General features: G+C 38.5%; 26 protein-coding genes. 17 read left to right on the top strand and 9 right to left on the bottom strand.

Annotation, left to right across the window (positions count from 1 at the left end; translation table 11 throughout):
* Positions 1-7: 7 nt before the first annotated feature.
* The 6 genes from AC4CUY_RS02115 (at position 8) to secF (ending at position 6,480) form a co-directional block, all read left to right on the top strand.
* Positions 8-1,021, top strand: a complete 1,014-nt coding sequence (locus tag AC4CUY_RS02115) for an AAA family ATPase (RefSeq protein WP_336953417.1) — start codon at positions 8-10, stop codon at positions 1,019-1,021.
* Between the two features lie 238 nt (positions 1,022-1,259).
* Positions 1,260-1,676, top strand: a complete 417-nt coding sequence (locus tag AC4CUY_RS02110; protein ID WP_419361114.1) for a hypothetical protein — start codon at positions 1,260-1,262, stop codon at positions 1,674-1,676.
* A 275-nt stretch (positions 1,677-1,951) separates the two neighbouring features.
* On the top strand, positions 1,952-3,082 hold the full coding sequence (gene tgt, locus AC4CUY_RS02105) for a tRNA guanosine(34) transglycosylase Tgt (RefSeq protein WP_490773608.1): 1,131 nt from the start codon (positions 1,952-1,954) through the stop codon (positions 3,080-3,082).
* Positions 3,083-3,216: 134 nt separating this feature from the next.
* Entirely contained in the window at positions 3,217-3,546 is a 330-nt protein-coding gene (gene yajC / locus AC4CUY_RS02100) for a preprotein translocase subunit YajC (RefSeq protein WP_419819617.1), read from the top strand.
* Between the two features lie 53 nt (positions 3,547-3,599).
* Positions 3,600-5,501: a protein translocase subunit SecD gene (gene secD / locus AC4CUY_RS02095; protein WP_336953421.1), complete on the top strand. Its 1,902-nt coding sequence runs from the start codon at positions 3,600-3,602 to the stop codon at positions 5,499-5,501.
* 7 nt (positions 5,502-5,508) lie between these two features.
* Positions 5,509-6,480, top strand: coding sequence for a protein translocase subunit SecF (gene secF, locus AC4CUY_RS02090; RefSeq protein ID WP_419819618.1), 972 nt, complete (start codon positions 5,509-5,511; stop codon positions 6,478-6,480).
* A gap of 594 nt (positions 6,481-7,074) precedes the next feature.
* Here secF and AC4CUY_RS02085 read toward each other — a convergent pair.
* The 4 genes from AC4CUY_RS02085 to AC4CUY_RS02070 form a co-directional block, all read right to left on the bottom strand.
* Complete coding sequence (locus AC4CUY_RS02085; protein WP_483770347.1) at positions 7,075-7,782, bottom strand: XAC2610-related protein; 708 nt, start codon at positions 7,780-7,782, stop codon at positions 7,075-7,077.
* A 126-nt stretch (positions 7,783-7,908) separates the two neighbouring features.
* The gene (locus AC4CUY_RS02080) at positions 7,909-9,363 is read right to left on the bottom strand and encodes an NAD(P)(+) transhydrogenase (Re/Si-specific) subunit beta (protein WP_151801647.1); all 1,455 of its coding nucleotides are present in this window, start codon (positions 9,361-9,363) and stop codon (positions 7,909-7,911) included.
* Between the two features lie 3 nt (positions 9,364-9,366).
* Positions 9,367-9,687 (bottom strand): proton-translocating transhydrogenase family protein, encoded by a 321-nt coding sequence (locus AC4CUY_RS02075; RefSeq protein WP_336953423.1) that lies wholly within the window; start codon positions 9,685-9,687, stop codon positions 9,367-9,369.
* 11 nt (positions 9,688-9,698) lie between these two features.
* A complete protein-coding gene (locus AC4CUY_RS02070) occupies positions 9,699-10,826 on the bottom strand; it encodes a Re/Si-specific NAD(P)(+) transhydrogenase subunit alpha (protein ID WP_490773607.1) in 1,128 nt (375 codons plus the stop codon).
* A 931-nt stretch (positions 10,827-11,757) separates the two neighbouring features.
* Between AC4CUY_RS02070 and AC4CUY_RS02065 the strand changes: the two genes are divergently transcribed.
* The 7 genes from AC4CUY_RS02065 (at position 11,758) to AC4CUY_RS02035 (ending at position 18,567) form a co-directional block, all read left to right on the top strand.
* Complete coding sequence (locus tag AC4CUY_RS02065) at positions 11,758-12,684, top strand: DMT family transporter (RefSeq protein ID WP_336953425.1); 927 nt, start codon at positions 11,758-11,760, stop codon at positions 12,682-12,684.
* A 24-nt stretch (positions 12,685-12,708) separates the two neighbouring features.
* Positions 12,709-13,581 (top strand): S66 peptidase family protein, encoded by an 873-nt coding sequence (locus tag AC4CUY_RS02060; RefSeq protein ID WP_336953426.1) that lies wholly within the window; start codon positions 12,709-12,711, stop codon positions 13,579-13,581.
* A gap of 372 nt (positions 13,582-13,953) precedes the next feature.
* On the top strand, positions 13,954-14,385 hold the full coding sequence (locus tag AC4CUY_RS02055; RefSeq protein WP_004723174.1) for a RidA family protein: 432 nt from the start codon (positions 13,954-13,956) through the stop codon (positions 14,383-14,385).
* Positions 14,386-14,407: 22 nt separating this feature from the next.
* On the top strand, positions 14,408-15,598 hold the full coding sequence (locus tag AC4CUY_RS02050) for an MFS transporter (protein WP_239046468.1): 1,191 nt from the start codon (positions 14,408-14,410) through the stop codon (positions 15,596-15,598).
* Positions 15,599-16,142: 544 nt separating this feature from the next.
* Positions 16,143-16,559: a lysozyme inhibitor LprI family protein gene (locus tag AC4CUY_RS02045; protein ID WP_419361099.1), complete on the top strand. Its 417-nt coding sequence runs from the start codon at positions 16,143-16,145 to the stop codon at positions 16,557-16,559.
* 140 nt (positions 16,560-16,699) lie between these two features.
* On the top strand, positions 16,700-17,047 hold the full coding sequence (locus AC4CUY_RS02040) for a hypothetical protein (RefSeq protein ID WP_228270444.1): 348 nt from the start codon (positions 16,700-16,702) through the stop codon (positions 17,045-17,047).
* Between the two features lie 257 nt (positions 17,048-17,304).
* On the top strand, positions 17,305-18,567 hold the full coding sequence (locus AC4CUY_RS02035; protein ID WP_336953430.1) for a mechanosensitive ion channel family protein: 1,263 nt from the start codon (positions 17,305-17,307) through the stop codon (positions 18,565-18,567).
* A gap of 225 nt (positions 18,568-18,792) precedes the next feature.
* Here the strand turns inward: AC4CUY_RS02035 and AC4CUY_RS02030 are convergent, their stop codons facing one another.
* The gene (locus AC4CUY_RS02030) at positions 18,793-19,662 is read right to left on the bottom strand and encodes a LysR family transcriptional regulator (RefSeq protein ID WP_336953431.1); all 870 of its coding nucleotides are present in this window, start codon (positions 19,660-19,662) and stop codon (positions 18,793-18,795) included.
* A 173-nt stretch (positions 19,663-19,835) separates the two neighbouring features.
* On the opposite strand from AC4CUY_RS02030, the gene AC4CUY_RS02025 reads away from it, so the two are divergent.
* The 3 genes from AC4CUY_RS02025 to dusA all read left to right on the top strand — a co-directional run bounded on the left by AC4CUY_RS02025 (position 19,836) and on the right by dusA (position 22,194).
* Positions 19,836-20,546 (top strand): AzlC family ABC transporter permease, encoded by a 711-nt coding sequence (locus tag AC4CUY_RS02025; RefSeq protein ID WP_490773606.1) that lies wholly within the window; start codon positions 19,836-19,838, stop codon positions 20,544-20,546.
* Positions 20,543-20,857, top strand: coding sequence for an AzlD family protein (locus AC4CUY_RS02020; RefSeq protein WP_419819623.1), 315 nt, complete (start codon positions 20,543-20,545; stop codon positions 20,855-20,857). Before AC4CUY_RS02025 ends, AC4CUY_RS02020 begins: the two co-directional genes overlap by 4 nt.
* A gap of 332 nt (positions 20,858-21,189) precedes the next feature.
* On the top strand, positions 21,190-22,194 hold the full coding sequence (dusA, locus tag AC4CUY_RS02015) for a tRNA dihydrouridine(20/20a) synthase DusA (protein WP_419329064.1): 1,005 nt from the start codon (positions 21,190-21,192) through the stop codon (positions 22,192-22,194).
* Positions 22,195-22,265: 71 nt separating this feature from the next.
* Here the strand turns inward: dusA and AC4CUY_RS02010 are convergent, their stop codons facing one another.
* From AC4CUY_RS02010 to AC4CUY_RS01995, 4 genes are all read right to left on the bottom strand, one after another.
* A complete protein-coding gene (locus AC4CUY_RS02010) occupies positions 22,266-23,159 on the bottom strand; it encodes a LysR family transcriptional regulator (RefSeq protein WP_336953435.1) in 894 nt (297 codons plus the stop codon).
* Between the two features lie 268 nt (positions 23,160-23,427).
* A complete protein-coding gene (locus tag AC4CUY_RS02005) occupies positions 23,428-23,937 on the bottom strand; it encodes a hypothetical protein (RefSeq protein ID WP_490773605.1) in 510 nt (169 codons plus the stop codon).
* Between the two features lie 65 nt (positions 23,938-24,002).
* A complete protein-coding gene (locus tag AC4CUY_RS02000; protein WP_490773604.1) occupies positions 24,003-25,112 on the bottom strand; it encodes a DUF695 domain-containing protein in 1,110 nt (369 codons plus the stop codon).
* 91 nt (positions 25,113-25,203) lie between these two features.
* Complete coding sequence (locus AC4CUY_RS01995) at positions 25,204-25,974, bottom strand: tRNA threonylcarbamoyladenosine dehydratase (protein ID WP_490773603.1); 771 nt, start codon at positions 25,972-25,974, stop codon at positions 25,204-25,206.
* Between the two features lie 114 nt (positions 25,975-26,088).
* Between AC4CUY_RS01995 and AC4CUY_RS01990 the strand changes: the two genes are divergently transcribed.
* Complete coding sequence (locus AC4CUY_RS01990) at positions 26,089-26,814, top strand: DUF4261 domain-containing protein (protein WP_490773602.1); 726 nt, start codon at positions 26,089-26,091, stop codon at positions 26,812-26,814.
* Positions 26,815-26,864: the final 50 nt, after the last annotated feature.

Genomic DNA, 26,864 nt, shown 5'->3' with positions numbered 1-26,864 from the left:
AACAACTATGAAAAAAATCGGACTGACACTTGGTAAATATGCCCCCTTACATGCAGGGCATGTACATGTATTTGAAACAGCATTACAGGAAGTGGATGAGCTATATGTATTGATCTATCAAAGTTCAATTACAACCATTCCCTTGAACATTCGCGCCCAATGGATCAGAGATTTATTTCCTCAAATTTATGTGATTGAGGCATGGGATGGGCCTGAGGGTTATTCCAATGATCGGGCTTTTGAAATAGAACAAGAAAATTACATCATTCAAAAGCTCAATGGTGTGAAAATTTCGCATTTTTATAGTAGTGAATTTTATGGTACGCATGTCAGCAGGGCACTCAATGCAATTGATCGTAGAGTGGATGAGCCACGTCTACAGGTGCCGATCTCCGCTACAATGATTCGAGCAAATGCCTTCCAAAATCGGAAGTTTATTCCCAACTGTGTCTATGCAGATTTGATTAGCAAAGTCGTCTTTGTTGGTGCTATGTCTACAGGCAAGTCTACCTTAGTTGAAGCACTTGCGAAAAAGTATGCAACAACTTTTGCCCCAGAATATGGGCGTGAATATTGGGAAACTTACCAAGTTGATCGTCGTATCGGTTTTGAGGATTTCAACATTATTGCAGATCGTCATATCGCCTACGAAGATCAGGCCACTTTAGATGCAAACTGTTATTTATTTGTAGACACCAACGCGATAACCACAGCGATGTTTTGTATGGATTATCATGGCCGACTACCGGAGCACCTCAAACAACTTGCACTCGAAAATGCACAGCGCTATGACTTATTTTTCTTATGTGAAGATGATATTGCTTATGACGACACCTGGGATCGTAGTGGCCCACAAAAAAGAGCTATTTTTCATCAACAAATTATTGCAGATCTCAAACAACGTCGGATTCCATACATCGCTTTAACAGGAAGTTTAGAACAAAGGATTGCCAAGGTTGAACAAGTGTTAAATCAGTTTGATAAATTCAATAATTTTTTTGGGTCAGCTTTAAAGCCATGATCAGGAATAGATTATGGCGATTGAGCATAGTTGACTCGAAACATATTACCTAAATCACTACAGGGAAATTTGAATAAAAATTTAGCCATAATTGTGTTTATTTTCAACATAAAAAATGACATTTCGATCATTTTCTGATATTTTCAAACCGCTAAAAAATGACTATTTTTAGAACAAAACGATCAACTAAAAATGATCAACTTAATAAAAAGACAATCTAAAGATTGGAGTAAATCAAATGTTAAAAAAATTATTCATGATGTTATGTCTGTGTTTTCTCTGGCAAGCGCCTGCTCAAGCGAAAGGCCTGTTAGTTTTCAATACAGGCGATGAAATGTTTAAGGTTGGACCATTTCCACAAGAAATATTAAGTCAATATGATGATCTTAAAAGTTTAAATGCAGGATATAAATGTAGTCACTTTGGAGTCTTATGGGCAGATGTCAAAACTTGGGACTGCACCTTGGTCGGCATGACTGATGCAGAGCCAGATACTTTTTATGAATTGCCTGATGATGTCATTGCAACATTAGGTAAAAATCCTGAATACCAAGAAAATAAAATGCAACGTAATTTTTGGAATCATTATGGGATATTTATCATGATTCTGGGAATTATCGCCTTGATTATTATCGGTCGTAAGGCAAAAGACTAATTTTCTATCTTGTCCAAATCTAAGTTAAAAAAGCGAACCACTCTTCGCTTTTTAACTGCATAAAAATAATACCTTGATATTCAAACAATAATTATTCAACTATAAAAAATGATTCTTGCATTAATCTATTGATGTTCACAGCGCTAAATCAATAATTTTAAATTTAACATTATGAAAAACAACATGACTGGTATTCGACCATAAAATCAGGGAAAATAGCCCCCTTTTGCAATTATCAATCAGCGAACTGTTTTTTCGCCAGATTTAGGTTATTTATGAAGTTTGAAAAATTAGGTCAGTCGGGGCGTGCTCGTCGTGGTCGTTTAACTTTAGAACATGGTGTAATTGAAACACCTGTGTTCATGCCTGTGGGAACTTATGGCACAGTTAAAGGCATGTTGCCACGCGATATCGAAGATATCAAAGCACAAATTATTTTAGGCAATACCTTCCACCTTTACTTACGTCCTGGACTAGATGTTATCCGTGAACACGGCGGTTTGCATGAGTTTATGAAATGGGGCAAACCGATTCTTACTGATTCAGGCGGCTTCCAAGTATTCAGTCTGGGTGCTATGCGTAAAATCAAAGAAGAAGGGGTTACTTTCCGCTCACCTATCGATGGTTCAAAAGTCTTTTTATCTCCTGAAATTTCAATGGACATTCAACATACATTGAACTCAGATATTGTGATGATTTTTGATGAATGTACGCCATACCCAGCAACCCATGAAGAAGCACAGAAATCGCTTCAACTGTCATTACGTTGGGCGAAGCGTTGTAAAACACAGCATCACGATGTTTTAAAAAATAGAAACGCATTGTTTGGAATCATTCAAGGCGGCATGTATGAAGACCTTCGTGAAGAGTCTTTAAACGGTCTTAAAGAAATTGATTTTGATGGCTTTGCGATTGGTGGTTTATCTGTGGGTGAACCAAAAGAAGAAATGATCAAAGTTTTGGATTATCTGCCTGCAAAAATGCCAGAAAATAAACCGCGTTATTTGATGGGTGTGGGTAAACCAGAAGATATCGTTGAAGCAATTCGTCGTGGTGTCGATATGTTCGACTGTGTCATGCCAACTCGAAATGCACGTAATGGTCATTATTTTGTTACCGATGGTCTGGTTCGAATTCGTAACAGCCAATATCGTCATGATCAAAGGCCACTGGATCCACATTGCGACTGTTATACCTGTACCAACTTCACCCGTGCTTATTTATTCCATTTAGAAAAATGTGGTGAAATGCTCGGTTCAATGTTGGGCACGATCCACAATTTACGTTATTACCAACGTTTTACCCAAGATATTCGTGATGCTTTAGATCAGGGAACTTTTGATGAATACGTGACTGATTTCTATCAACGTCGCGGTTTAGAAGTTCCAGCTTGTCCTGCTGATTAGTGCCCCAATGTAAAGTTGAATTGAAGATTAATTCAACAGTATTTGCGCTGAAACCCAAGACAAGGTAAATTGCTGAACAAGTCAATTTAAAAGCCATGAAAATGGCAGATAATTTTTAACATTAGGAAATTAGAATGAGCTTATTTATTTCTTCTGCTCACGCTGCAGCAGCGCCTGCACAAGGTCCAGGCATGATGGCAAACATATTAATGATTGTGGTATTTGTTGCCATCTTTTATTTTCTGATCTGGCGTCCTCAAGCTAAGCGTGCAAAAGAACACCGTACGTTAATCGAGAGCTTAGGTGTTGGCAGTGAAGTTGTATTTGCAGGTGGCTTAATGGGTCGTATCCTAAAAATTGATGGCGACTTTGCAGTGATTGAATTAAGTAAAGGCAATGAAGTCAAAGTTCAACGTGCAAGTGTTATTTCAGTACTCCCTGAAGGCACATTAAATAACCTTTAATCATAAAACGGTCGTGCACTTAGCACGACTTTTTCATTTTAAGAAGAAAGCGAATGCGTTACCCTGCATGGAAATATATATTGATTCTAGTGGTCCTAGTAATCAGTACATTATATGCGCTGCCGAGTTTGTATCCTGACGAACCTGCTGTTCAAATTTCTGGTGCCAAGGCTGGTACCACAATTGATCAGTCTGTCATACAAAAAGCAGAGCAAATTTTAAAAAGTGAAAATATTAGCAGTCATGATAATACCTTCACTAACAATGCTGCCCTTCTGCGTTTAAATACGTCTGAAGCACAGTTAAAAGCAAAAGATGTCCTCAGCAAAGGTTTGGGTGATAACTATACCGTTGCATTAAACCTTGCACCAACCACACCTGAGTGGTTGCAAAAAATTGGCGCTAAGCCAATGAAGCTTGGTTTGGACTTACGTGGTGGTGTTCATTTCTTACTTGAAGTAGATATGGACAAAGCTATTGCACAACGTATGGAAACCTCAGCAACAGACTTACGTCGTGAGTTCCGTGACAATAAGATTAAATTTAATAGTCTTTCATTGAACAACAATACCATTACGATTCAGTTTGCAAATAATGATGACCGTGCAGCGGTAATGGACTTTTTACGTCGTGATGGGAATAAGTTCAATCAACAAGCTCTAGCAACAGATACAGGTTCTACGCTTAAGTTGACCTATAATGATGCGACCAAGCAAGACATTCAATCTTATGCACTCAATCAAAACTTAACCACCTTACGTAACCGTATTAATGAGTTAGGTGTGGCTGAAGCTTTGGTACAAAGTCAAGGTAGCAATCGTATTGTGGTTGAACTGCCTGGTGTACAAGATACTGCTGAAGCTAAACGTGTCTTAGGGCGTACTGCAAACCTAGAATTCCGTTTAGTGTCCGATTTAAATGATCAATATATTGACCGTTTCTCAGGTAAATATAATGGTCAACCGTTACCGCCTGGTACTGAAGTTTTTGCTTACGAATCTTTGGACAGTGGTCGTGAACTATTATTAAATCGCAGTCGCATCCTTACCGGTGAACGTGTACAAAATGCATCAAGTGGTTTTAGCCAAGATAGTGGTGGTGCTGAAGTAAATATTACTTTAGATACTGCTGGTGGTAAGTTGATGTCAGATGCAACCCGTACTGCTGTTGGCAAACGTATGGCGGTTTTGTTTATTGAAAATAAACAAAAAATCACCTCTGTTGCTGATCCAGTTACAGGTGCTATGACAGAAGTTCGTACACCATATACTGAATCTGTGGTAATCAATGCTGCAAATATTCAAGCGGTTTTAGGTTCATCTTTCCGTATTACTGGTTTAGATTCTCCTCAAGAAGCGGCTGAACTTGCATTGATGCTACGTGCTGGTGCTTTAGCTGCCCCAATGTACTTCGTAGAAGAACGTGTTGTTGGTCCAAGTTTGGGACAAGAGAACATCGACAAAGGCGTATTATCAACTCAAGTTGGTTTCCTGCTTGTTGCAATCTGGATGATCGTGTTCTTCCGTCTATTTGGTTTAATTGCTGATGTAGCATTAGTGATTAACTTGGCAATGCTTCTCACCATCATGTCTTGGATCGGGGCTTCACTTACCCTACCAGGTATTGCGGGTATCGTCATCACCATTGGTATGGCGGTCGATGCCAACGTACTGATCTGTGAGCGAATACGAGAAGAAATGCGCTGGGGGGCCTCGCCCAAACAGGCCATTATTGCCGGTTATGATCGAGCCTATAACACCATTCTCGACTCAAACTTAACCACATTCTTGGTTGCATTTATTCTGTTTGCAATTGGTACAGGTCCGATCAAAGGCTTCGCTGTAACGCTGATGATTGGTATTATTTGCTCAATGTTTACTGCAATTACAGTAACACGTGCAATTGTCCAATTGGTATATGGCAGAAAACGTAACTTGAATAAGTTGAGCATATAGGAGATCGATGATGACTGATGTGACTCAACCGAAAAAGAAATATGGTCGCCCTGATGATGAGCATGTAATTAATTTCATGAAGATTGCCAAACCAGCGGCAATCATCTCAATCCTTTTGACCATTGCAAGTATCTTCTTTATTGCAACCAAAGGCTTAAATCTTGGTTTAGATTTCACTGGTGGTGTTTCTGCAGAGTTGAACTATCAATACGCAGCAAAACCAGCAGACGTTATTTCGAATTTGGATAAAGCAGGCTTTAAAGATGCAGTTGTACAAACCTTAGGTTCAAACAAAGACTTAATTGTACGTATGCCAGCGCAAGACCTTAAAGTTGAAGACTTAAGTAATACCATCACCAAAGCGGTTCAACTGCCGAATAACACTGCCGTTGTTCATAAGGTTGACTCTGTCGGTGGTCAAGTCGGTAATGAGCTATATTTACGCTCTGCAGGTGCTGTAGCGCTTGCAATGCTACTTATGCTGATCTACGTGACCATTCGCTTCGAGTTTAAACTTGCAGTTGGTGCAGTGCTTTCATTACTGCACGATGTGATCGTAACGATTGGTATTTTTGCAATGATGCAATGGCCATTTGACCTTACTGTTTTAGCGGCTATTCTTGCCTTAATCGGCTTCTCGTTAAACGATAACATTGTTGTATCGGATCGTATCCGTGAAAACTTCCGTAAGATTCGTGGCGCGACACCGTTAGAAATTGTGAATATTGCCTTAACTGAAACCTTAAAACGTACTATTCATACCTCGATGACATTATTGCTGGTTGTACTTGCAATGATGTTCTTGGGTGGTGATGGCTTACACTGGTTCTCAGTTGCTATGTTTATTGGTGTATTTGTAGGTACGTATTCTTCAATCTATATCGGTACTGCATTTGCATTGTGGCGTGGTCTTAATCGTCAAGACTTTATCGTACAAGTTAAACCTGAATTTGAAGATGAAGAGCATATTCCTCATTAAGTTTCAGTTTTAATTAAAAAAGCTCATCTTTGGATGGGCTTTTTTATGTTTAAAATTTAACATCACACCGTAAAAGAAGTTGTTCTATTCATAAGACCTTACTCTGCCCCACAATTCAGCATCACGCTATAGTCAACCTATCAAAAAACTCATACATAAGAATATAATTTCTCTTAGTTAATATTTTTTAATTAAATCAATTATATGGAAGAATAATTTTTTTGATTATAAAAAAGCTTGCAATGCCACACCTTACATTCAAAGTTTAAATACCTTTGCGCAGGCGATGCCTCACTTTTCAAAGATGACAAAAATCTTTCGTTTAACAGGGCTCTTGCGCTGCAAACAAAGCAGTGCTTTATTTTTGCTCATATACCCTCACCCAACGACGACATCCATGTCGCCCCACGGTAGGATAACCATCTAGGATCCAAAAGCACAAAAAACCAATTGATAACCAATAGTTTCTAAAAGTTCATACAAAAATATAAGCTTCATTTCTGATCAATGACTCGATGCAAGTCACGTGTATGAACAATTAGGTAGAGTTTGGCTATAGGTCAATACAAAATAGCGATACGAGGTAAATTGTGACTACTGAGCATAATATTTTGCAGTTGGATAATACTTGGTCTTTTCCTTCCATTTTCCATTGACCAGATTGCGATCTGTGACTTCAACTTGATCACCTCTTGGTGAAGTAGCATCCTCAATAAACTCTCGAACCAGCAATAAACCTTTTCTAGGTACAACTTGATACTCAGAACGAATATGGTAGCAACAGCCACTTTTATTAAAGGCGATGATGCGTTTGCGCTTTTTGTCTAGCTCGAACATGCCTAAATTTTCTTGAGTGAGTGCAGACAGTTCCTGACTCAAAACAAATTTATTCTTGCTTTGATTAAATACATAAATGTCATACACAGGACCGCCATAAGAACCATAATTACCGTTTCTAATCGCGAGGTCTTCTGTTCCATCGAAGTTAAAATCATCAAAAATCAAAGGACTTTGTTCACCATAAAGCTGTATAACATTGACACTCGGTTTAAACTTTTCGTCTAAATACATAGTCAACTCATCAGAGTGAAATGTTTGAAATACCGCTTTACTGCCCTTTTTTAATAGCTTTACTTCGGCCTTAGCCCCACATTCATCTTTTTCACATGCAATATCAATTACGGCATCATAGTGTTTCGAACCATCTTGAATTTCAAAAACTTGTGCATTCGTTATAGACAAGGAAAATGCCAAATAGATGCCTAAGCTGTTACAGATTATTTTAAATGGTTGATTCATCATTTTTTATTCAGTCGATTTTTATCAAAATCATAACATCAAACTGTGAATAATAAAAAACCGCCCGAAGGCGGTTAGGCTCCCTCCTTTCTCAAAGGAGGGTTGGGGTGGATTTAATCCAAGAGCAGCTTAGTGCCCACCACCATTGATTGCTTTCGTCATCTCTTCAACAACTTTCTTGGCATCACCAAAGATCATCATGGTTTTATCATTGTAGAATAAGTCATTGTCTAGACCCGCATAACCTGTTGCCATAGAGCGCTTGATCACCATAATGGTACGTGCTTTATGTGCTTCAAGAATCGGCATACCATAAATTGGTGAGCTTGGATCATCTTTAGCTGCAGGGTTAACAACGTCATTTGCACCAATTACCAGTACAACATCAGTCGCTGGGAAATCAGAGTTGATCTCGTCCATTTCCAAGATGTCTTCATAAGCAACATCAGCTTCCGCCAACAATACGTTCATATGACCAGGCATACGACCCGCAACTGGATGGATTGCAAAACGAACTGTTACACCTTGCTCTTTCAAGATTTCACACAATTCTTTCACTGCGTTTTGTGCACGACCTTGCGCCATACCATAACCCGGTACAATCACAACGCTGTCAGCATTTGACATCAAGAAACCCGCATCATCCGCAGAACCAGAACGGTAATTACGTTGAACTTGCTCACCTTTATCAACCGATGCTACAGCCGTACCACCCATCGCACCACCAAACAATACATTGATGATTGAACGGTTCATTGCTTTACACATGATGTAAGACAGAATCGCACCTGATGAACCCACCAATGAACCAGCAACAATCAACATGTTGTTTTCAAGTGTGAAACCAATACCTGCCGCAGCCCAACCAGAGAATGAGTTCAGTAGTGAAACCACAACTGGCATATCACCGCCACCGACTGGTGCAATCCAAACCCAACCAAATGCCAGCGCCAGTGCAGTCATCGCCCAGAATGCTTGCATGTTACCTGTGGTAAAGAAGTACACACCACACGCCAGCATAGCGAGGAAAATAATCGCTTGAACGGGTTTAACCCAAGCACCTGAAATGGTTTTTGCCCATTTCTTTGCAGCTAACTTACCATAAGCAAATACAGATGCAGTAAAGGTAATCGCACCTACGAAACAACCGACGAATAATTCAAATAAATGAACTTTACTCATATGTGCATGCTGTACACCAGCAGCCGTTAAAGCAGATTCATTTTGAGCAAACAAAGCAGTCAGTTGGTTATTATGTAAAATTGCAGCAATTGCAATCAGTACCGCAGCCAAACCGACAAGTGAGTGCATCAATGCCACTGTTTCTGGCATTTGTGTCATTGGAACTGTACGTGCACGAGCAATACCCACAATTGCACCCAACACCATGGCACCACCTATCATCCATACAACAGGATGATCTGCGACAAAGAATGTGGTGATTACTGCAATCGCCATGGCAATCATACCGTAACGGTTACCAGCAATCGCAGTTTTAGGACCTGAAAGACCACGTAAAGTTAAGATGAAAAGGACAGCACCTACAAGGTAGAACCAATCCGCATATTCTCGAATAAATTCCATAGATTAGCCCTCTTTTTTCTTTTGTTTTGGCTTAAACATTTCAAGCATACGTGCAGTCACTGCAAAGCCACCAAAAATGTTAATACTTGCCAAGAACACTGCAATTGCACCAAGTACACTAACAACATTCACGGACTGGAATTGTACACTTGCCTCTACAACACCAGGAATTCCAACAGTTTGTATCATCGCACCCACAACGATAATTGAGGACAATGCATTGGTTACTGCCATTAACGGCGTATGCAATGCAGGTGTTACACCCCAAACCACGTAGTAACCAACAAAGATGGCTAAGACGAAAATAGTAATAGTTTCAACCATGATGACTCTCCTTAACCACGCTTCAGCAGTACTTGACCGCCATGAGTTACTAGAAGTGCTTTTTGAATTTCGTCTTGTTGATTGATCGCAAAGTTTTTCTCTTGATCAAACAAAGTTTCTACGAAATTGAAAACATTACGTGCATACAGTGCCGAAGCTTCTGTCGATACTGTAGAAGGAATATTTGGAATACCTAAAATCGTCACGCCATTGTCAGTGACAACATTTTCACCACTCTTAGAGCCTTCAACGTTCCCGCCTGATTCAACCGCCATATCTAGGATGATTGAACCCGGTTTCATTTTGGCAACAGTTTCAGCTTTGATTAAGCGAGGTGCATCACGACCTGGCAACAACGCAGTGGTAATCACGATGTCTGCATTTGACACGGCTTTATCTACGATGATGGCTTGGTCTTGAATATATTGCTCACCTGGCATCCAGCCATAACCATTTTTAGCGGCATCAGCAGCTTTTTGTTTTTCTTCATCAGACATCGGTACATCTAACCACTTACCACCAAGCGATTCGACTTGGTCACGTGCAGTTGGGCGTAAATCTGTTGCTTCAACAACTGCGCCTAAGCGTTTTGCAGTTGCAATGGCTTGAAGACCTGCGACACCCACGCCCATAATCACGATACGAGCGGGTTTTACAGTACCTGCAGCAGTCATCAGCATTGGGAACATACGTTGATATTCCGCAGCGGCCAGTAACACCGACTTATAACCTGCAAGGTTGGCTTGAGAAGACAATACATCCATATTTTGCGCACGAGACAGTGTTCGTGGCAAAAGCTCTAACGCAAATGCAGACACTTGTTGTGACGCAAATTGGTCAAGTTCAGTATTACGGTATGGGTCAAACATTGCTACCACAGCTGTTCCTGCGGCAAGCTTTTGAATTTCCTCACCTTGTGGTGCACGAACTTTCAAAATAATTTGACTACCTGTATAGGTATCATCTGTAATTTTAGCGCCGACTTGTTCATAAGCACTGTCAATATAAGCCGCTTTTTTACCAGCGCCTCGTTCAATGACAATACTATGACCAGCACTAATCAACTTTTTTACTGTCTCTGGCGTAGCGGCTACGCGGTTTTCACCGACGACAGATTCTTTTGGGATTCCAATCTGCATGAGCGTTCCTCAAGCTAATTTTTCTTCAAGTAAACATCGTAAATAACCCGATGTTTCCCCCAGATGCGTTGTTATGAATTTTTGGATTCTAATTGAACTTTTTTAAAATACCACCCAATATTTATTTAATAAATACCCATATTTTGAACTGATGATTCATAAATATAATTGTGCGACATACCCTATATTTAATTTATTGTATTTTTCTTGCATTATCCTGCTCAGTTTTTTTGACATATCCTGTCTCCAATTTTTAAAAACGATGTTTTTTTAAGCTTATCTGGATGTTTTAAGCTGCTTACCCTACCCTACCGATTGGCATTTACAGCAGTATGATTCACTTTTAAGCATTCCAACTTGCTGTTTAAATACTCTATAAAACAATAGATTTAGCACAAAAAAGAACATCCCTATTGACCTTTCTGACAAATTACATGGTTTTTTTATCAGCTTATATTGGCCTTTTCTATCATTTTTTCCGTCAAAAATGTAAGTCGGTTTTTATAACATTTTTTAATTTCATTAATAAAAAAAAGTACTTGGGATAACCATTAGAATTACACTAGACCCGAGCCTAAAGCAATTACAAAAAATTTTAGTTTTTTTTTATTTGCCATTTTGTCAGTTAATAATACTCGAACAGCTTGAACCAGTCATGGTGATATTGCACCTTTTTTGTGCAAAAAAATAACATATAGAATTTGAGTAATTTATAAACAAGAATTTCAAGATTGATTTTTATACATTTTTTGTTTACATCTCTTTAAATGACACTTAAATCCACAAAGAATTAAGTAAGCAATTGTGCTTTATATTCCTTTTATTGCGCCAATTCATTCTTTTTTTGTATTTCCACTGATTGAAAACAACATTTATACTGCTTGTTCAAATTTACATGTCGTATAGCGACATTGTCAATGCAGTCAAATTCATGAAACTTTCGTTATCCAGTACTCAACTCGGTTCGATTTTCGCACTTGGTGCGGCTTTCTTATTTAGTACCAAAGCTATTTTTATTAAACAGGCTTACGCATTATCGCCATTAGTCGACAGCACCGTGCTCATGGCATTGAGAATGGCAAGTGCCCTGCCTTTTTTCCTTTTATTGTGTTGGTTCAATCGCCATCACAATAAAAATATGACAGGAAAAGACTGGGCCTTCTTAGTTGCTGCTGGTTTGATGGGCTATTACCTTTCAAGTTGGCTCGACTTCGCTGGTCTGATGTATATCAGTGCTTCGTTAGAACGTATTATTTTATTTCTCTATCCAACACTGACAGTCATTGCCACAAGCTTTATTTATAAGCAAAAACTCAACTTTAGAACCATCCTAGCGATTGCATTAAGCTATGGTGGTACAGTGATTGTGATGCTGCAAGAGCAAAGTACAGTACCCCATGAAGGAAATTTCTGGCTAGGCGTGAGTTTAGTCTTTGCCAGTGCGGTCTGTTTTGCGACGTATTTACTCATGACCCCGCGTTTAATTCAAAAATTTGGTTCATGGAATTACACTGGTTTGGCATTAAGCATTGCATGTTTTGGTACGCTAACCCATTTTATCATTGCAACTCCCCAGCCGATTCAACTGCTAATTCAACTTCCGACACAAGTCATTTGGTATGGTATCGCCTTAGGCTTATTGGTGACGGTTTTACCGACGATTTTGGTCGCGCAAAGTATTTCTCGTTTAGGTGCTGCACAAGCAGCTATGATTGGTTCGATTGGCCCGATCCTAACCATTATTTTGGCTGTGGCTTTGCTCGGTGAGCATATGAATGCGATACAATGGTTTGGTTGTTTACTGAATATCATCGGTGTCATGATGATTACTTTGTCTAAAAAGAAACTTGCACACTAAATTGTGCAGAAACTTGGAAGGAATATGCATTTTAAAATTGTATCGCCGAGTGCCTGTGTAGATGTTGAAAATATCCAGTTGGCACAGTCGCATTTGGAACAGTTAGGTCATACAGTCAGCTTAAGTGAACATGTATTTTCACAACATCGCTATTTGGCAGGTACAGTTGAACAACGTATTCAAGATTTAAAACAAGCATGTATAGATCCAGACATTGATGCAATTTGGTGTGGTCGTGGTGGTACTGGTGCTGCCATGTTATTGCCATTTTTAGATGAGTGGATTTTAAATAAACCCATTATTGGCTATTCAGATACAACGGTGTTATTAAACTATATCGCGATGCATCATGGACAATCTTTACATGCGCCTGTATTTCAGGAAATTGCCGTTAAAAATTTAGACAATAGCTCCCTGTCGTATGATGCTTTAAAAACCATTAGCCTGTTATCAGCGGATATAAACCAACACGGTCATTATCCCTTATCCAGCGCAAATGGTTTTGCTCAAGATCAGCACATTGAAGATGTTAAAATCTTAGGCGGGAATCTTACTGTACTGTGTACTTTACAAGGCACACCGTCTGCGTTAAAACTGAATCAGCCGAGTGTTTTACTGATTGAAGATGTAGGCGAACCGTATTATCGAATTGAACGTTCATTGACTCAGCTCCTACAAAGTATTGATACTTCAAACTTAAAGGCTTTGGTCTTGGGTGATTTTTATCAATGCCCACAAAAAAATGTCCCGCAAAGTATTGTTGAGATTGTGAAAGAACATCTCGATCCACTGCACATCCCACTTTACCAATGTGACTGGTTTGGTCATGGTGAAGTCAACCGTCCATTTTGGTTAGGGAAAACGGGCAAGATTGTAGATTCACAACTCATTATTTAACGGCTAGGTTATTTGATGACTGAGTTATTTAAAGTACAGTGCCATTTCAGCACATTGAATATAAAAAATAGCTAATAAATTGCACAAGATATGCCTCTATGTAATCCTAGTCAGTGCTTACTGGGATTTTCTAAGAGTATCAAAGCAAAGATAAACAACCTATATACTTTTAATACTGAGCAATACTTCACTTGTATGCCCTCTCTTCTGATCACTTTTCTATATGACGGTTTTCTCGTTTAACAGCCCGTTGAATGTCCATTCATAAATACGATCAGTTGCTTCGGTTTTTTCTAGGTATTTTTACTTGACCTTAAGTTAACTTGAGTTTTGATACTAACGGAAATTTCCAGTCAATCAAAAGAGTCATCCATGAATTCCAGATCAGAATCTGCACAGATCAAATCGTTCCAAATGATTAACCCAAATACACTTTATAATCCAACAGCATTTGCGTATAGTCATGTGGCTGAAGTACGCCATTATTTACGTATTTTGCATATATCTGGACAAGGTGGTGAAAACCAACAAGGACAATTATCCCAAGATTTTGCACAACAAGTTCATCAAGCTTTTGTCAATCTGCAACATGCCCTACAAGCGGCTGATGCATCATTATTGGATATTGCTGTTTTAAGAGTGCTTGTGGTCGATCACAGTACCAAAAAACATCAGTTTTTAATTCAGGAAATGCAACAACTTTGGAAAGATCAACCTTTCCCTGCGTGTACACTGATTCCTGTCCCGTGTCTTGCTTTACAAGGAATGCTCATTGAAATTGAAGCAACTGCCTATTGTATGTAACTCCAAGAACTAGGATATTTTTATGAATGCTCAACTCGATATTAGCCAAAATAAAGCATTACTTTGGCTGATGGCGATTGCCTGCGGTTTATGCGCAGGAGCAAACTATTATAGTCAGCCGCTGATTCACTCGATTCAACTCTATTTCAACATGCCAGAATCACAAGTGGCACTTACAGTGACCTTTGCTCAAGTGTCTTATGCACTTGGTCTTTTATTCATTGTGCCCATGGGCGATATCGTCAATAAAATCAAATTTATTCCGTGGTTAATGTTTTGTGCTGCGATTGGTTTATTGATGTGTGCTTTTGCAGTCAATTTACCCATGCTTTGGGTTGGCACAATTATTACAGGTCTATTTTCAGTTGCGGCTCAGGTGTTAATCCCTCTTGCAACGATGGCAGTTAAACCTGAAAAAACAGGAGAAGTTGTTGGCTTTTTAATGAGTGGACTATTGGTTGGATTACTACTTTCCACCAGTCTTGCCGGTTTGTTGTCTAACCTGTTTAACTGGAAACTGATTTACTTTGTTAGTGCGGTATTGATGTTAATACTTGCCTATTTATTGAAAAAACGTCTGCCGCATGTACCTGTGTTTAAAATGAGTTATGGCAAAATTTTCTACTCGATGGGTGTGCTGTTAAAAGAAGAACGTCGTTTAGTCTATCGTGCAATTATTGGTGGCTTTGCATTTGCAGCCATGAGTATTTTATTTTCAACGATTGCTGTTTTACTAACTTCTGAACCGTTTAAATTACCTGATGTTTTGGTTGGTGTTGCAACGATCATTGGGGTATTTGGTGCTTTAGCCACTGCAAAAATTGGTAAAATTGCAGACCGTGGACATACCAGTATCCTGACATGGATTGGGGTAGCGTTGATGATCATCAGTTGGGCGCTGCTTTATTTCGGTGGAAAGTACCTCACCAGTTATATTTTAGGGTATGGCCTGATTAGCTTTGGACTCGCTGTGGTTCATACCAGCAATCAAAATATCATTTTCCGTTTACGCCCAGATGCGAAATCTCGGATTAACTCTATCTATATGACAGCCTATTTCACAGGTGGTGCATGTGGTTCTGCTTTAGGGGTTTATGCATGGCATCATGGAGGTTGGACCATGACTTGTCTTGTTGGTGTATGTCTGGTTATGGGGTCTGCACTATTTTCTCTGCTAGATCGTCTATATCTCAATAGAGCACAGACCATTTAAAGCATTCTAAAATCACAATCCTTCAAAATTTGAGGGATTTTGATTTTTTAAGAGACTTATTATTTTAATAAAAAAACGGATACCCAAATCATTCTATTTGAATAATATTCACTGTAACTATTGTGTGAAAAAACCGATCATAATATATTCATATCAAGTGTCTGCGATAAAATTCCAAAAATGCTGTGTACACACTTTCAATTTAAATGAATATGCGGGTTACTCTCTTGAAGCTATATAAATAAGACAGTTGAGGAGGAGTAATTATACGCAAGATAAATCTCAGGCCTTTCAATAAATTTGTACAGGACAATCTATGTTTTTAGAAAAAACATCCAAATATCCATGATTATTCAAGTTTAAAATTGGTACACTTTGGTCAAAATGATAACCCTGTTTATCTTTGCTAAAGCGTGATTGACGATACTCAAGCAAAGTTTTATTCAGCTCGTACAGTAGCGAACATTGATCCTCAATCAATCATACAGCACAATAGTTTGCCTATAACATACATCCTGATAGATCAACCAAGAGCTTATCCCTTATGAAAAAAATACGATTAGCATGCTTACCGATTAGTTTTTTATGTACTTTTTCAAGTTTGGTCTTCGCTGCGCCAATAGGTAATGAAAACTTATTAAGCCAAGCTTTTATAAACTGTGACAACAGTGCCCAAGGTATCATTGAACAGGCAACTTGTCTAAAAGATGAGGCTAAACGTCAAGATGCGCGATTGAATAGTATCTATAAAAAATTACAATCGCATTTGAATGCTAACCAGAAAACAAAACTGGTTGCATCGCAACGCATTTGGCTACAATCACGTCAAAGTGATGCTGAACTGGAAACAACGCTGTATGGTCAATCACAGCCAGACAACTTGCAAACTGAACTTAATGATATACAGCGTATCGCAGGCCGTACTGCACAATTGCAACGCTATCTGAATTTACTTCAATAATGCGAATTAAAGCATAGAGATATTCAAGAACACATAGCGAGATCAATATAAAACTAAAGGTTAAATATATGAAAAAAATTAAAAGTATTACATTGTTGTTCATCTTTCTTCTGCCTTTTGCAACTTTTGCCGATGATGAAATGTCTCGTCCCCTTCCAGATGATTCTTATATTCATGCCAAATTAAGCAGCAGTTATGGCCAATGTATAAAACAAAGTGGTGCAGTAACATTTGAAATGCAAAGCTGTATGGACCAAGAATATGCTCAACATAAGAACCGCGTTCAACAGGCCTTTGCCAAAATCATCAGTCGTCCAGACAGTGTGAAAAAAGACCGGCAGATGGATGAAATCGCAGCATGGTGGGAAAACACCGACAAGTATTGTAATTGGGATCCGAAAACCGAAGGACAAGGACAAATGTTAGATGCACAGTCTTGCCGTCTGAACCGTATTGCCAATCTTGCGGATAAAATCAGCCACTATTGAGTCTCACAAATTAAAACTGAGCATCCCATCGTATTCAATAAAGTACTGTTGATTGGCATATTGTAATCCGTGAAACTGGGCTTACCTATGCCCAACGGTTGCATACTTATCTTCACCTACTCACTTGGACTTTCTGAGAGTCTGTCAATCTTGTTGAGTAAGTAATTGATGCCCGAATGTAGCTAAAAAGTATTTTTATAAATTATTGTCATTCACAATCAATACAATAGCGTATCTGCTATTTTGAGGTTGTACTTTTGGATAAATTTGCCTTCTTAAAGAATATTCAGGAATGGTCTGATCAGTATCCATGGCTAGAGATGCTAACATCATTATTCATTCTAATTTTTTTCGCTTTTGTCGCAAATTATATTGCAAAACAAGTTGTTGTTCGTGGGATACGTAAACTTATTTCAAAAATGAAGTTTGCACATAGTGAAATTTTTTCTCAGCATAGTGTTATCCGCAGAGTGGCGAATATTGTTCCTGCCATTGTTATTTTAAATGGTATTTCCACAGTTCCACATTTGTCCTTAAAAGCGGTTGGCCTGATACAAATGGCTGCACAGGCTTTTATCTTCCTGACCATTGCACTGGCCATCAGTGAACTTTTAAATGTTTTCAATCTGCTTTATCAACGTAATCCAAAATCACTGAATAAGCCCATCAAAGGCTATCTTCAACTGATCAAGCTGATTCTGTTTATCGTTTGTGGTCTGCTAATCTTGGGTACTTTCTTAAAGAAAGATGTTTTTACCCTGCTTGCTGGTTTTGGTGCGATGGCAGCGGTATTGTTACTAGTTTTTCAAAATACGATTCTGTCCTTGGTAGCGTCGGTGCAAATCTCTTCCTACGATATGGTTCGTATCGGTGATTGGATTGAAATGCCAACATTAAATGCAGATGGTGATGTTATTGATATGTCCTTACATACCATTACTGTACAGAATTTTGATAAAACCTTTACCACAATTCCCACCAATAAGTTGGTCACGGATACCTTTAAAAACTGGCGTGGGATGAAATTGTTGGGGGCGAGACGAATCAAGCGCTCAATCTTTATTGATCAAACCAGCATTCATTTTATTACCCATGAAGAACAACAGAAATTAAAAGCTTTCCTGTTACTGGATCAGTATTTGGATAATAAACAATCTGAACTGGACAGCTTTAATCAGCAGTTTGAAGATCAGTCAGTCTATAACCAGCGCCGCTTAACCAATATTGGAACATTTCGGGCCTATGTGGAGTTCTACTTAAAACAACATGCTGGTATTGCTAAAAACCAATCCTTAATTATCCGTCAGTTACAACCGACGAGTGAGGGATTACCACTGGAAATCTATGCATTTGCCAATACAACGGTATGGAATGATTATGAGGCAATCCAGTCTGATATATTTGACCATCTGATGGCAATTATCCCTGAGTTTGGGCTAAAAATTTATCAAGCGCCTTCTGGTTCAGATCTACGCTCATTGTCAAAACATGCTGAAAGTAGCTCGGAACTTCTGTTCTGAGTTGTTGGTCAGGGGGTTCTGCCCCTGATCATTTACATTAAAAATGCCCATGCGATAAGCATGGGCTTGCTTGCAATGAACGAAGATTGCAAATAGAAAAGCTTTCCTCTATTGCTTTTAATGTATCTTTTAAAATTACTACCCCCCAATATTGGCAAGACTTAAAAATTAATTTTATACATAGATTTTTTCAAGTTTATGTGAAATATCTAAATAAAAACCTTCTTAATAGGTAATGGATTGCCTTAATGTCTTAATTAACAGTTCATATAAATGATCGACCGCTTTTGAATTAAGCGAGGCTCTACTTCTATATACAGATGCTTCCATGGGTGCTAATGGGCCTAGTCTATGCTCCGCTCCCAAAATTTCTAAATGCTGAGGGGCGCTACATTGTGTGAAAACTGCGACGGCCAAACCACTTTCAACTGCTGCAATTTGCCCGATTAAACTTGAACTATTATAAACCACACGATAACGGCGACCTTGCAATGCAAGCGAATTGATCGCACTTTTTTTGGCTAAACTGGTACTTTCATAAACAGCAATAGGTATCGGATCTTCACGCCATAATTCAAATTGGGGAGAACCTACCCACACCATTGGCTCATGAAACAATAAAGTGCCTTGACGGGGGTTATCCCTTGAAATCAAAGCTAAATCAATCTCGCCATTTTCTATACGTGGGATCAATGAAGTCGATTGTTCACAAATAAATTCTATTTCAACGCCGCTATGACGTGGTGCAAAACGCTTAAGCACAGGCGTTAGATATTTAGCAGCGTAATCATCGGGTACACCAAGTCTAATCCGACCAGTTAACTCTTCTCCATTAAAAGCCATTTGTGTTTCATGGTGTAGATCAAGTATCCGTCTTGCATAACCTAAAAGAAGTTGTCCTTCAGAAGTGAGTTGAATTTGTCTATGCGTTCGAACTAAAAGTTGGCATTTTAAAGCGCATTCCAGTTTTTTTAACTGCATACTGACAGCAGACTGTGAACGGTATAGCTCAGGTGCTGCATTTGAAAGAGAACCTGTATCAACAACTGCGACAAAACATTTTAACCAATCAATCTGTAGATTTTGTAGATTCATGATCACCCCCAAATTATTCGATTTTCGAATAGTATATGTAAGAATTATGCGCTTTTCATTCTAACTTTCTAAGTCCATAATTTATTAAGAAAAGAAGGAATTTCCCCTAATTTTCATCAGCGATCATTAGGTATATAGCTCACTAGAAAATTTAAAAAGATAAGGAAATTATTTTGTCGAATGTTGACCCAGATATTTACAGTTTAAGTTATTCCCAAGTTTGGTCAGGCTTTAAAACCCTTCTTCCAATTTCATCTTTCGTGGTGATTTTTGGGGCTGCTTTCGGCTTAGCTGCAACGCAAACAGGACTAGACAATAGCTCTATCATGTTAATGAGTAGCTTTGTTTTTGCAGGAGCATCTCAATTTGCGACTTTAGAACTATGGGGTGCGCAAATATCACTGATTCCCTTAATAGTCACAGTTTTCTTTATCAATGCTCGGCATCTTTTAATGGGCGCATCTCTTTATCCTTGGTTACGTCACCTGCCTCCCATCAAACGATACAGTATCTTGCTGGTTATTTCTGATGCCAATTGGGCACTCTCACTACAAGCATTTAATCGTGGTGAATCAGGGATGGGCTTATTGTTTGGAGGGGGCATTGCGCTTTGGCTCGCGTGGGTTTTAGGCACAGGACTGGGTTTCTATTTTGGTAATGTCATTCATCATCCTGCACTACTGGGATTAGATATGGTCATGGCTTGTTTTCTACTGGCGATGGTTGTGGGTGGACAAAAAAATCTCAGAATACTCATCATCTGGGCAATCGCTGCCTGTAGTTCATTACTAGCCTATTGGTACTTACCAGAAAATAGTCATGTCGTTGTGGGTGCCTTATTTGGCGGAATTGTCGGAATTTTCTGGAAAGAGAAACGGGTATGAACCTAGAAATTAGCACTACTTATCCCTTGATTATTATTTTTATTATGGCCGTTGTGACATTAGCCACTCGCTGGGGTGGTGTTTTAATTATGTCTTATGTTCCTATTAGTGATCGTGTACAGCGATTTATTAACGCAATGTCAGGATCTGTACTGGTTGCACTTTTGGCCCCCATTGCGGTTGAAGGTGATCATGGCGCTCGATTAGCATTACTGACGACATTGATCGTTATGCTACTGCTTAAAAACCCGCTGTTGGCGATTGCAGCAGGAATATTGGCAGCAGCTTTATTCCGTCAGTATTTTGTATGAAATGATAGAGAGTTCAAGAGATTTAGGGCATTTATAGCTCATGTTATTGCGTACTTGTAGTGCTAGGTTCTAATCCTAGATAAGCCACACCGTATTTTGTTCAACCAATATGCTCTACCAACACACTAATTTTATTTTTAAGCGGTTTCACCAACTTGATAACGCTTTAATCAAGCCCCATAAATCTTACTTTCTCACATTTAAAAATCACCATCATAATCAAAATTTTAATTCGATTTACAAATTCTATCTTTTGAGTATGGCTATTGATTTTAAAATAAAGCACGTATAATCCGCACTTGCTTTTTTTCTATCTTTTTCAGGTTGACTGTATGTCTGAGCTCCAATCTTTAACGCCTCGTATTTCGGTCGCCCCGATGATGGATTGGACAACTCGTGACTATCGTTTCTTTGCACGTTTGTTTAACCCCAATATTATCCTCTATACAGAAATGGTCACCACAGGTGCCATCATCTATGGCGGAGCAAATCGTCATTTGGACTATAACCATGAAGAACATCCAATTGTTCTACAGCTCGGTGGTTCAAATCCTAAAGATCTTGCAACGTGTAGCAAAATGGCTCAAGACTGGGGTTATGACGAAATCAATTTAAATGTGGGCTGTCCAAGTGACCGCGTGCAAAACAATAAGATTGGTGCCTGCTTAATGGCAGAGCCTGATTTGGTTGCAGAATGTATTGCTGAAATGCGTAATGCAGTTGATATTCCAGTTACTGTAAAACACCGCATCGGTATTGATGACATGCAATCTTATGAAGAGATGCTACATTTTGTCGATACAGTTGCGAAAACTGGATGTGATAATTTTATCGTACATGCCCGTATTGCCTTGCTTCAAGGTTTATCACCAAAAGAAAACCGCGATGTTCCACCACTACGCTACGAAGATGTTTATCGTTTAAAACAAGAGCGTCCTGAGTTGCTGATTGAGATCAATGGTGGGGTTAAGACTTTTGCTGAAACTCAAGCACATTTAAAGCATGTTGATGGGGTCATGATTGGGCGTGAGGCTTATCACAACCCTTACCTCTTGGCAGAATTGGGGCAACTCTGGAACTTAGACTTACCTGATCGCTTTGAAATTATCGATCAAATGCTGCCTTATATTGCCAAACGTATGCAAGAAGGCGCACCTCTATCGATTATTACGCGCCATATTTTAGGCTTATTTCAAAACCTTCCTGGTGCTCGTAAATGGCGTCAAGCTTTAAGTGGCGGTAATGCCAAAACATTTGCAGATGTTGAAAATGCCATTATCAATATTAAAGAAGCCATGAAGCGAACAGAAGATTATATTCGAGAACAGTCTGTCTGATCACGACTGAAAATTTCTACGATTCAATACAGTCTTAATCCACAGCTATCTTTTCAATCAAACGATGGTCTTTAAAATCGTTGAAACTGTTTGATCATGTATTCATTACATCGCTGAATGACACCATCTGCATTTTTACTCCAGACCATCACAACAGCAGACCATGCATTTTCAGCATCCAAAGCAATCAGTCGTACCTGTTTAGGTAGAATATGTCTAAATTCTTCAGGAACAATACAAATTCCAATTTCAGCAGCCACCAATTGCAATTGTGAAACTTTACGGGACTGAACCGCCGCTTTCTTTGGAGAAAAACCAGCACTTAAGCAAAGGTTTGCAACCAAATAACTTAAACCTCCCCGTTCTGCATGTGGTGTAGAAACAAAATTTTCATGCTTTAACTGTTGGATTTTGATACTGCGTTCTGAAGCTAAAATATGATTTTGATGTAGTGCAACGTATAAAGGTTCAGGGTAGAGCGTGGTTGTATATAACTCATCTAGGCGATTTAAAACAGGTGGGCGAATAAAACCAACATCAATATTTCCTTTCATCAGTGCAAGAATTTGGTCTTCAGATGACAAGGTGTTGATTTCGAAATTAACATTGAGATGCTTTGCGGTTTGATCAAATATTTTGACTTTTTCTAAGCTCATGCTAATGCTACTTGAGTGTGCAATTTTGATGAGTCGATTTTTTCCATCTGCAATATCTTTAGCATTTTCAATAATATGATCTAAGTTAAGCAAATTATTTTTAATTTGAGCATAAAAGAACTGTCCGGCTTGGGTGAGTTTTATTTTTTTATCACTGCGGTCAAAAATTTCAAATCCTACTTCGTCCTCCAAAAGCTTAATCTGGCGACTTAAAGCAGATTGGGCAATAAACAACTTTTCAGAAGCCGCAATAAAACCACCTTCTTCCACAATTCTAATCAAATAATTAAATTGTTTGAATGTCGCCATATCCATCTCAAAATTAGATCAATTCTGCTTTTTTCTATATTAGATTAGATTTTTTGATTTCACTAGACTTTACTTAAAGCGACTTACATCAGAGAGAAATAGTATGAGGACATCCAAACAATTACTGGTTTTTATTTGTATTATTTGCGCTGTTGTTTTACTCAATCTTTATGATGGTTTTATCGCAAAACAAACGGGCAAAGTGCCCCAACAGCATGAGTTTATTTATTTGCAGGACTGATTGAGCTGAACAGATAAAGTATGTTTTTTACAAACGCGTGCAAGATTTCACCAAAGCATACTTTTTTATATTGGTGACGCATGTTGTGGTGCTTTTTTTAAAATCATATTGGTAAGTAATATATTTGCCAGCAAGATCATCACTCACAAAGGCGTCTTTTCGAAAATGAGCACGTATAATACAGCCGTGTAAATCAGGTGCTGCATACACGTTTATACTTTCAACATATTTGCTGTGTTGTTGAATATTGACCTCCCAGCCCAACAGTTGCTTGATCTTTTGAAACTCTTCCTGTTTGCTGATCTGTTGGATATTTTGCAAATTACAGACTTGAATTGCATTTGCTTGAGGTTGAAGGATTGACCAGCCCAGCAAGTTCTGTATATCACGCATTATTGTTTTAGCTTCATCCAATTGGTTGACCGCCTGAAAATGACGAACCGTTGAATAAAGGTAATATGCAATCCCGCCAATCAACAAGATCGCCAATAGGGTTATTTTAAGATCGAGGATAGGTCGATTAAAAAGCCATTTCATTCTCTAAGCTGTCCATGTTTATGGTCTGAATGCTATAGAGCATTTCAAGCGACTTTTCAGCATAGTTAACAACCAAACTTATTTAAACAACGCCAATATTTATCTTTAAATAGGCTGACATCGATTTCAAAATTGTTCTGATATTTTTCAACCACCTGATCTATAACTTTGGCGGGTTTTCTAAACTCTTTACAAGCAAAATACATAGTTCTTAAGTTATTACCCGTTTCGCGTCCAATATTTAAATACCCTTCAAAATCTTTTAGCTCATTTAATAATTCTTCTTCAATCGTGTTAAGCAACTCATAATCTGTAGCAGATGGCATACCACTGGAGTTCTGACCAGCATAAGGTATTTCAACCAGCATCATCCAAGGGTGAGAAGCCTTTTGATCCCATGTTAAAAGGGTACTATTTAAGATCGCCACCAAGGGCAACCTTTCATTGGTCTCCCCCTCCAAACTGATATATTCATCTTCATCAGTACTTGAACGAGTTATTTTGTCTAAGCGAGAAATTTCACCGTTCTTTAAAATTAAAATATTCTTTAAACGATCGATAGGCATTAATTCTTTTTCAGCATCTTGTCTGAATTGCAGCGAAACTTGATCTAGTTTTGTAATCGAATCATATTCGCCCAAATAATTATCCAAAAAGATATAAACTGCTTGTAAGAATTCAGCTTTTTGAGCTTCATTATATTGATCATGCACAACCACGAGATCAATTTCATCTGGATATTCTTCATGGTCTTTTAAATAAAACGATAGCGTTTTTTGACTAAACTCATGACCATGCATACCAATACTGGTTTGCTGAATATCACTTGCGGGTTTAAGTGCGGTAAATTTCCAGCCGGGAATTTCAGGGGCTGCTGCCACCAATTCCTCTACAAATACAATGTTTGCCACAACACCATCTGGCGTTAAAATTAATTCAGCTGTTTGTGAATCAAGCATCCCAGTAAGGAAAAAAATGCCACCATGAACTTTGGCCAATTCAGGCGATAATTTATCAAAGAAATCCGCCTGAATCGTATCTTGATTTAACTCATCCACAATACGGTGAAAATCCTCTTGATGCTGTTCAAACCATTGCCAAAATTCAGCATAGCGGTTTCGATTGATTTGTATTTGTTGTTGTTTCTTTCCAAATAACTTTTTGAAAAAACTCATTTTGATTGTTCTCTGTTATTGCGTTTATTTCAGATTAATTTAACTGAATTTTTATGATTTTTAAATGAACCTAAACTTTTACTTAAAAATACTAAGCACTTAATTTGATCCGATCTAACTTTTTCAACACTTCTGCAACGGCGACCATCGCAAAACTAGACGTCACCACTACAGCCGAGCCATATCCACCACAACGCAAGCCTGCACTTGCACACACATCAGCACTAGAAAAAGGATTATCAATTGAATACACACAAGTAATGCCAAATTTTTCTTTTGGTTTCTTACAAATGCCTTTGGCGCGCAATTGACTCCGCAATTTAGCAAGCATCGGATCTTGTTCTGTTTTAGATAAATCAGCAACACGAATTTTTAGAGGATCAAGCTTACCACCTGCCCCACCCGAAACAATCAAAGGAATTTTATTAAAACGACAATGTAGCATGAGTGCAAATTTTGCTTTAACGTCATCGATGCAATCTAAAATAATATCGGGAACATTTTCTAAAATTTCTTTCACATTTTCAGGGCTGAGATAATCATCAATCAAATTGATCTTGATCCGAGGATTAATTGAACGGCAACGTTCAGCCATCACTTGAATTTTCTCATGACCTAATGTAGAGGTCATTGCAGGCAGCTGTCGGTTGATATTTGAAGCAGCCACTGAATCCATATCGACCAGTGTTAACTCGCCAACCCCTGTACGTGCTAAGGCTTCGACCGCCCATGAGCCGACCCCACCAATACCGATCACCATGACATGACTTTTTTCATAGTGATTGAATGTCTCTTCTCCATAAATTTTGGCTACACCTGCAAAACGGCGCTCATATTCATCATTTTGGAAAAGTTCAGTCATGGTTCAAATCTAGGCTCAAAAAATCAAGCTCATTTTATCAAAAATAAGCAGTGAAAATGAAAAATTAAATTTGCAATGCTAAGATCAAACTTTACAAATATAAAAGTTCGAACAATGCAAAATTCACAACAGATTATTTTATGCATTCCTGGGGTATGGAAAAATCAACAGGAATTAGTTCATGCCATGCTTGAATGCGACACTGGGTATATTTATGCGGGGATGATCATGACATCACAGTATTCTGATCATTTTGTTGAAGTTGAAGAACATAATCATGATCCTGAAGTAAGTCGTATATTCAGATTATTCAGTATGCAACGCTTTTCAGACCATGAGCTCGATCAAATCGATCAGCACAATATGCTGCTCTACCTCATATGCAAAGGTGGTCATTTTCAAAGTGTACAAGATGCCTTTAAGCTTGGACAAGCGTTATTAAAGGCAGGTGGATTAGGTATAAAAATAGAAACAGCAGGGCTTACACATAGCAAAAAACAATGGCTCGAATTTTCTGCAACGAATTTATTGGATATTTTTAAGGCATTTATACCAGTTGTTTCTGATCAAGAATATCTTTATTCGTGCGGCATGCATCAGTTTGGAAAACCAGATGGCTGTATTTCGTCTAGTGTCAATGAAGCCAGTTTCACCTTAAATCAATTTCTACTTTATATTTTAGCCGAAGATCCTGATTTTAAAAAAGGTGATACATTCAGGGCTGAAGAGGATATGGAAAAATTCAAACTCTCTAAACGCTCCTCATCTGAGTTTTTTGAAGCAGATTCACTTTATTTTAACTCCTTCGGTATATGGCAATTAAATTCACTACTTCCTTAAAAATCAACATCAAGTTCTCTTTTAAACAAATAAAAAAAGCCCTGCATTCT

This window comes from Acinetobacter sp. 778_lipA, from assembly GCF_058242985.1.
Note: the sequence above shows the minus strand (reverse complement) of the source record. Positions and strands in the feature narration are given on the sequence as shown.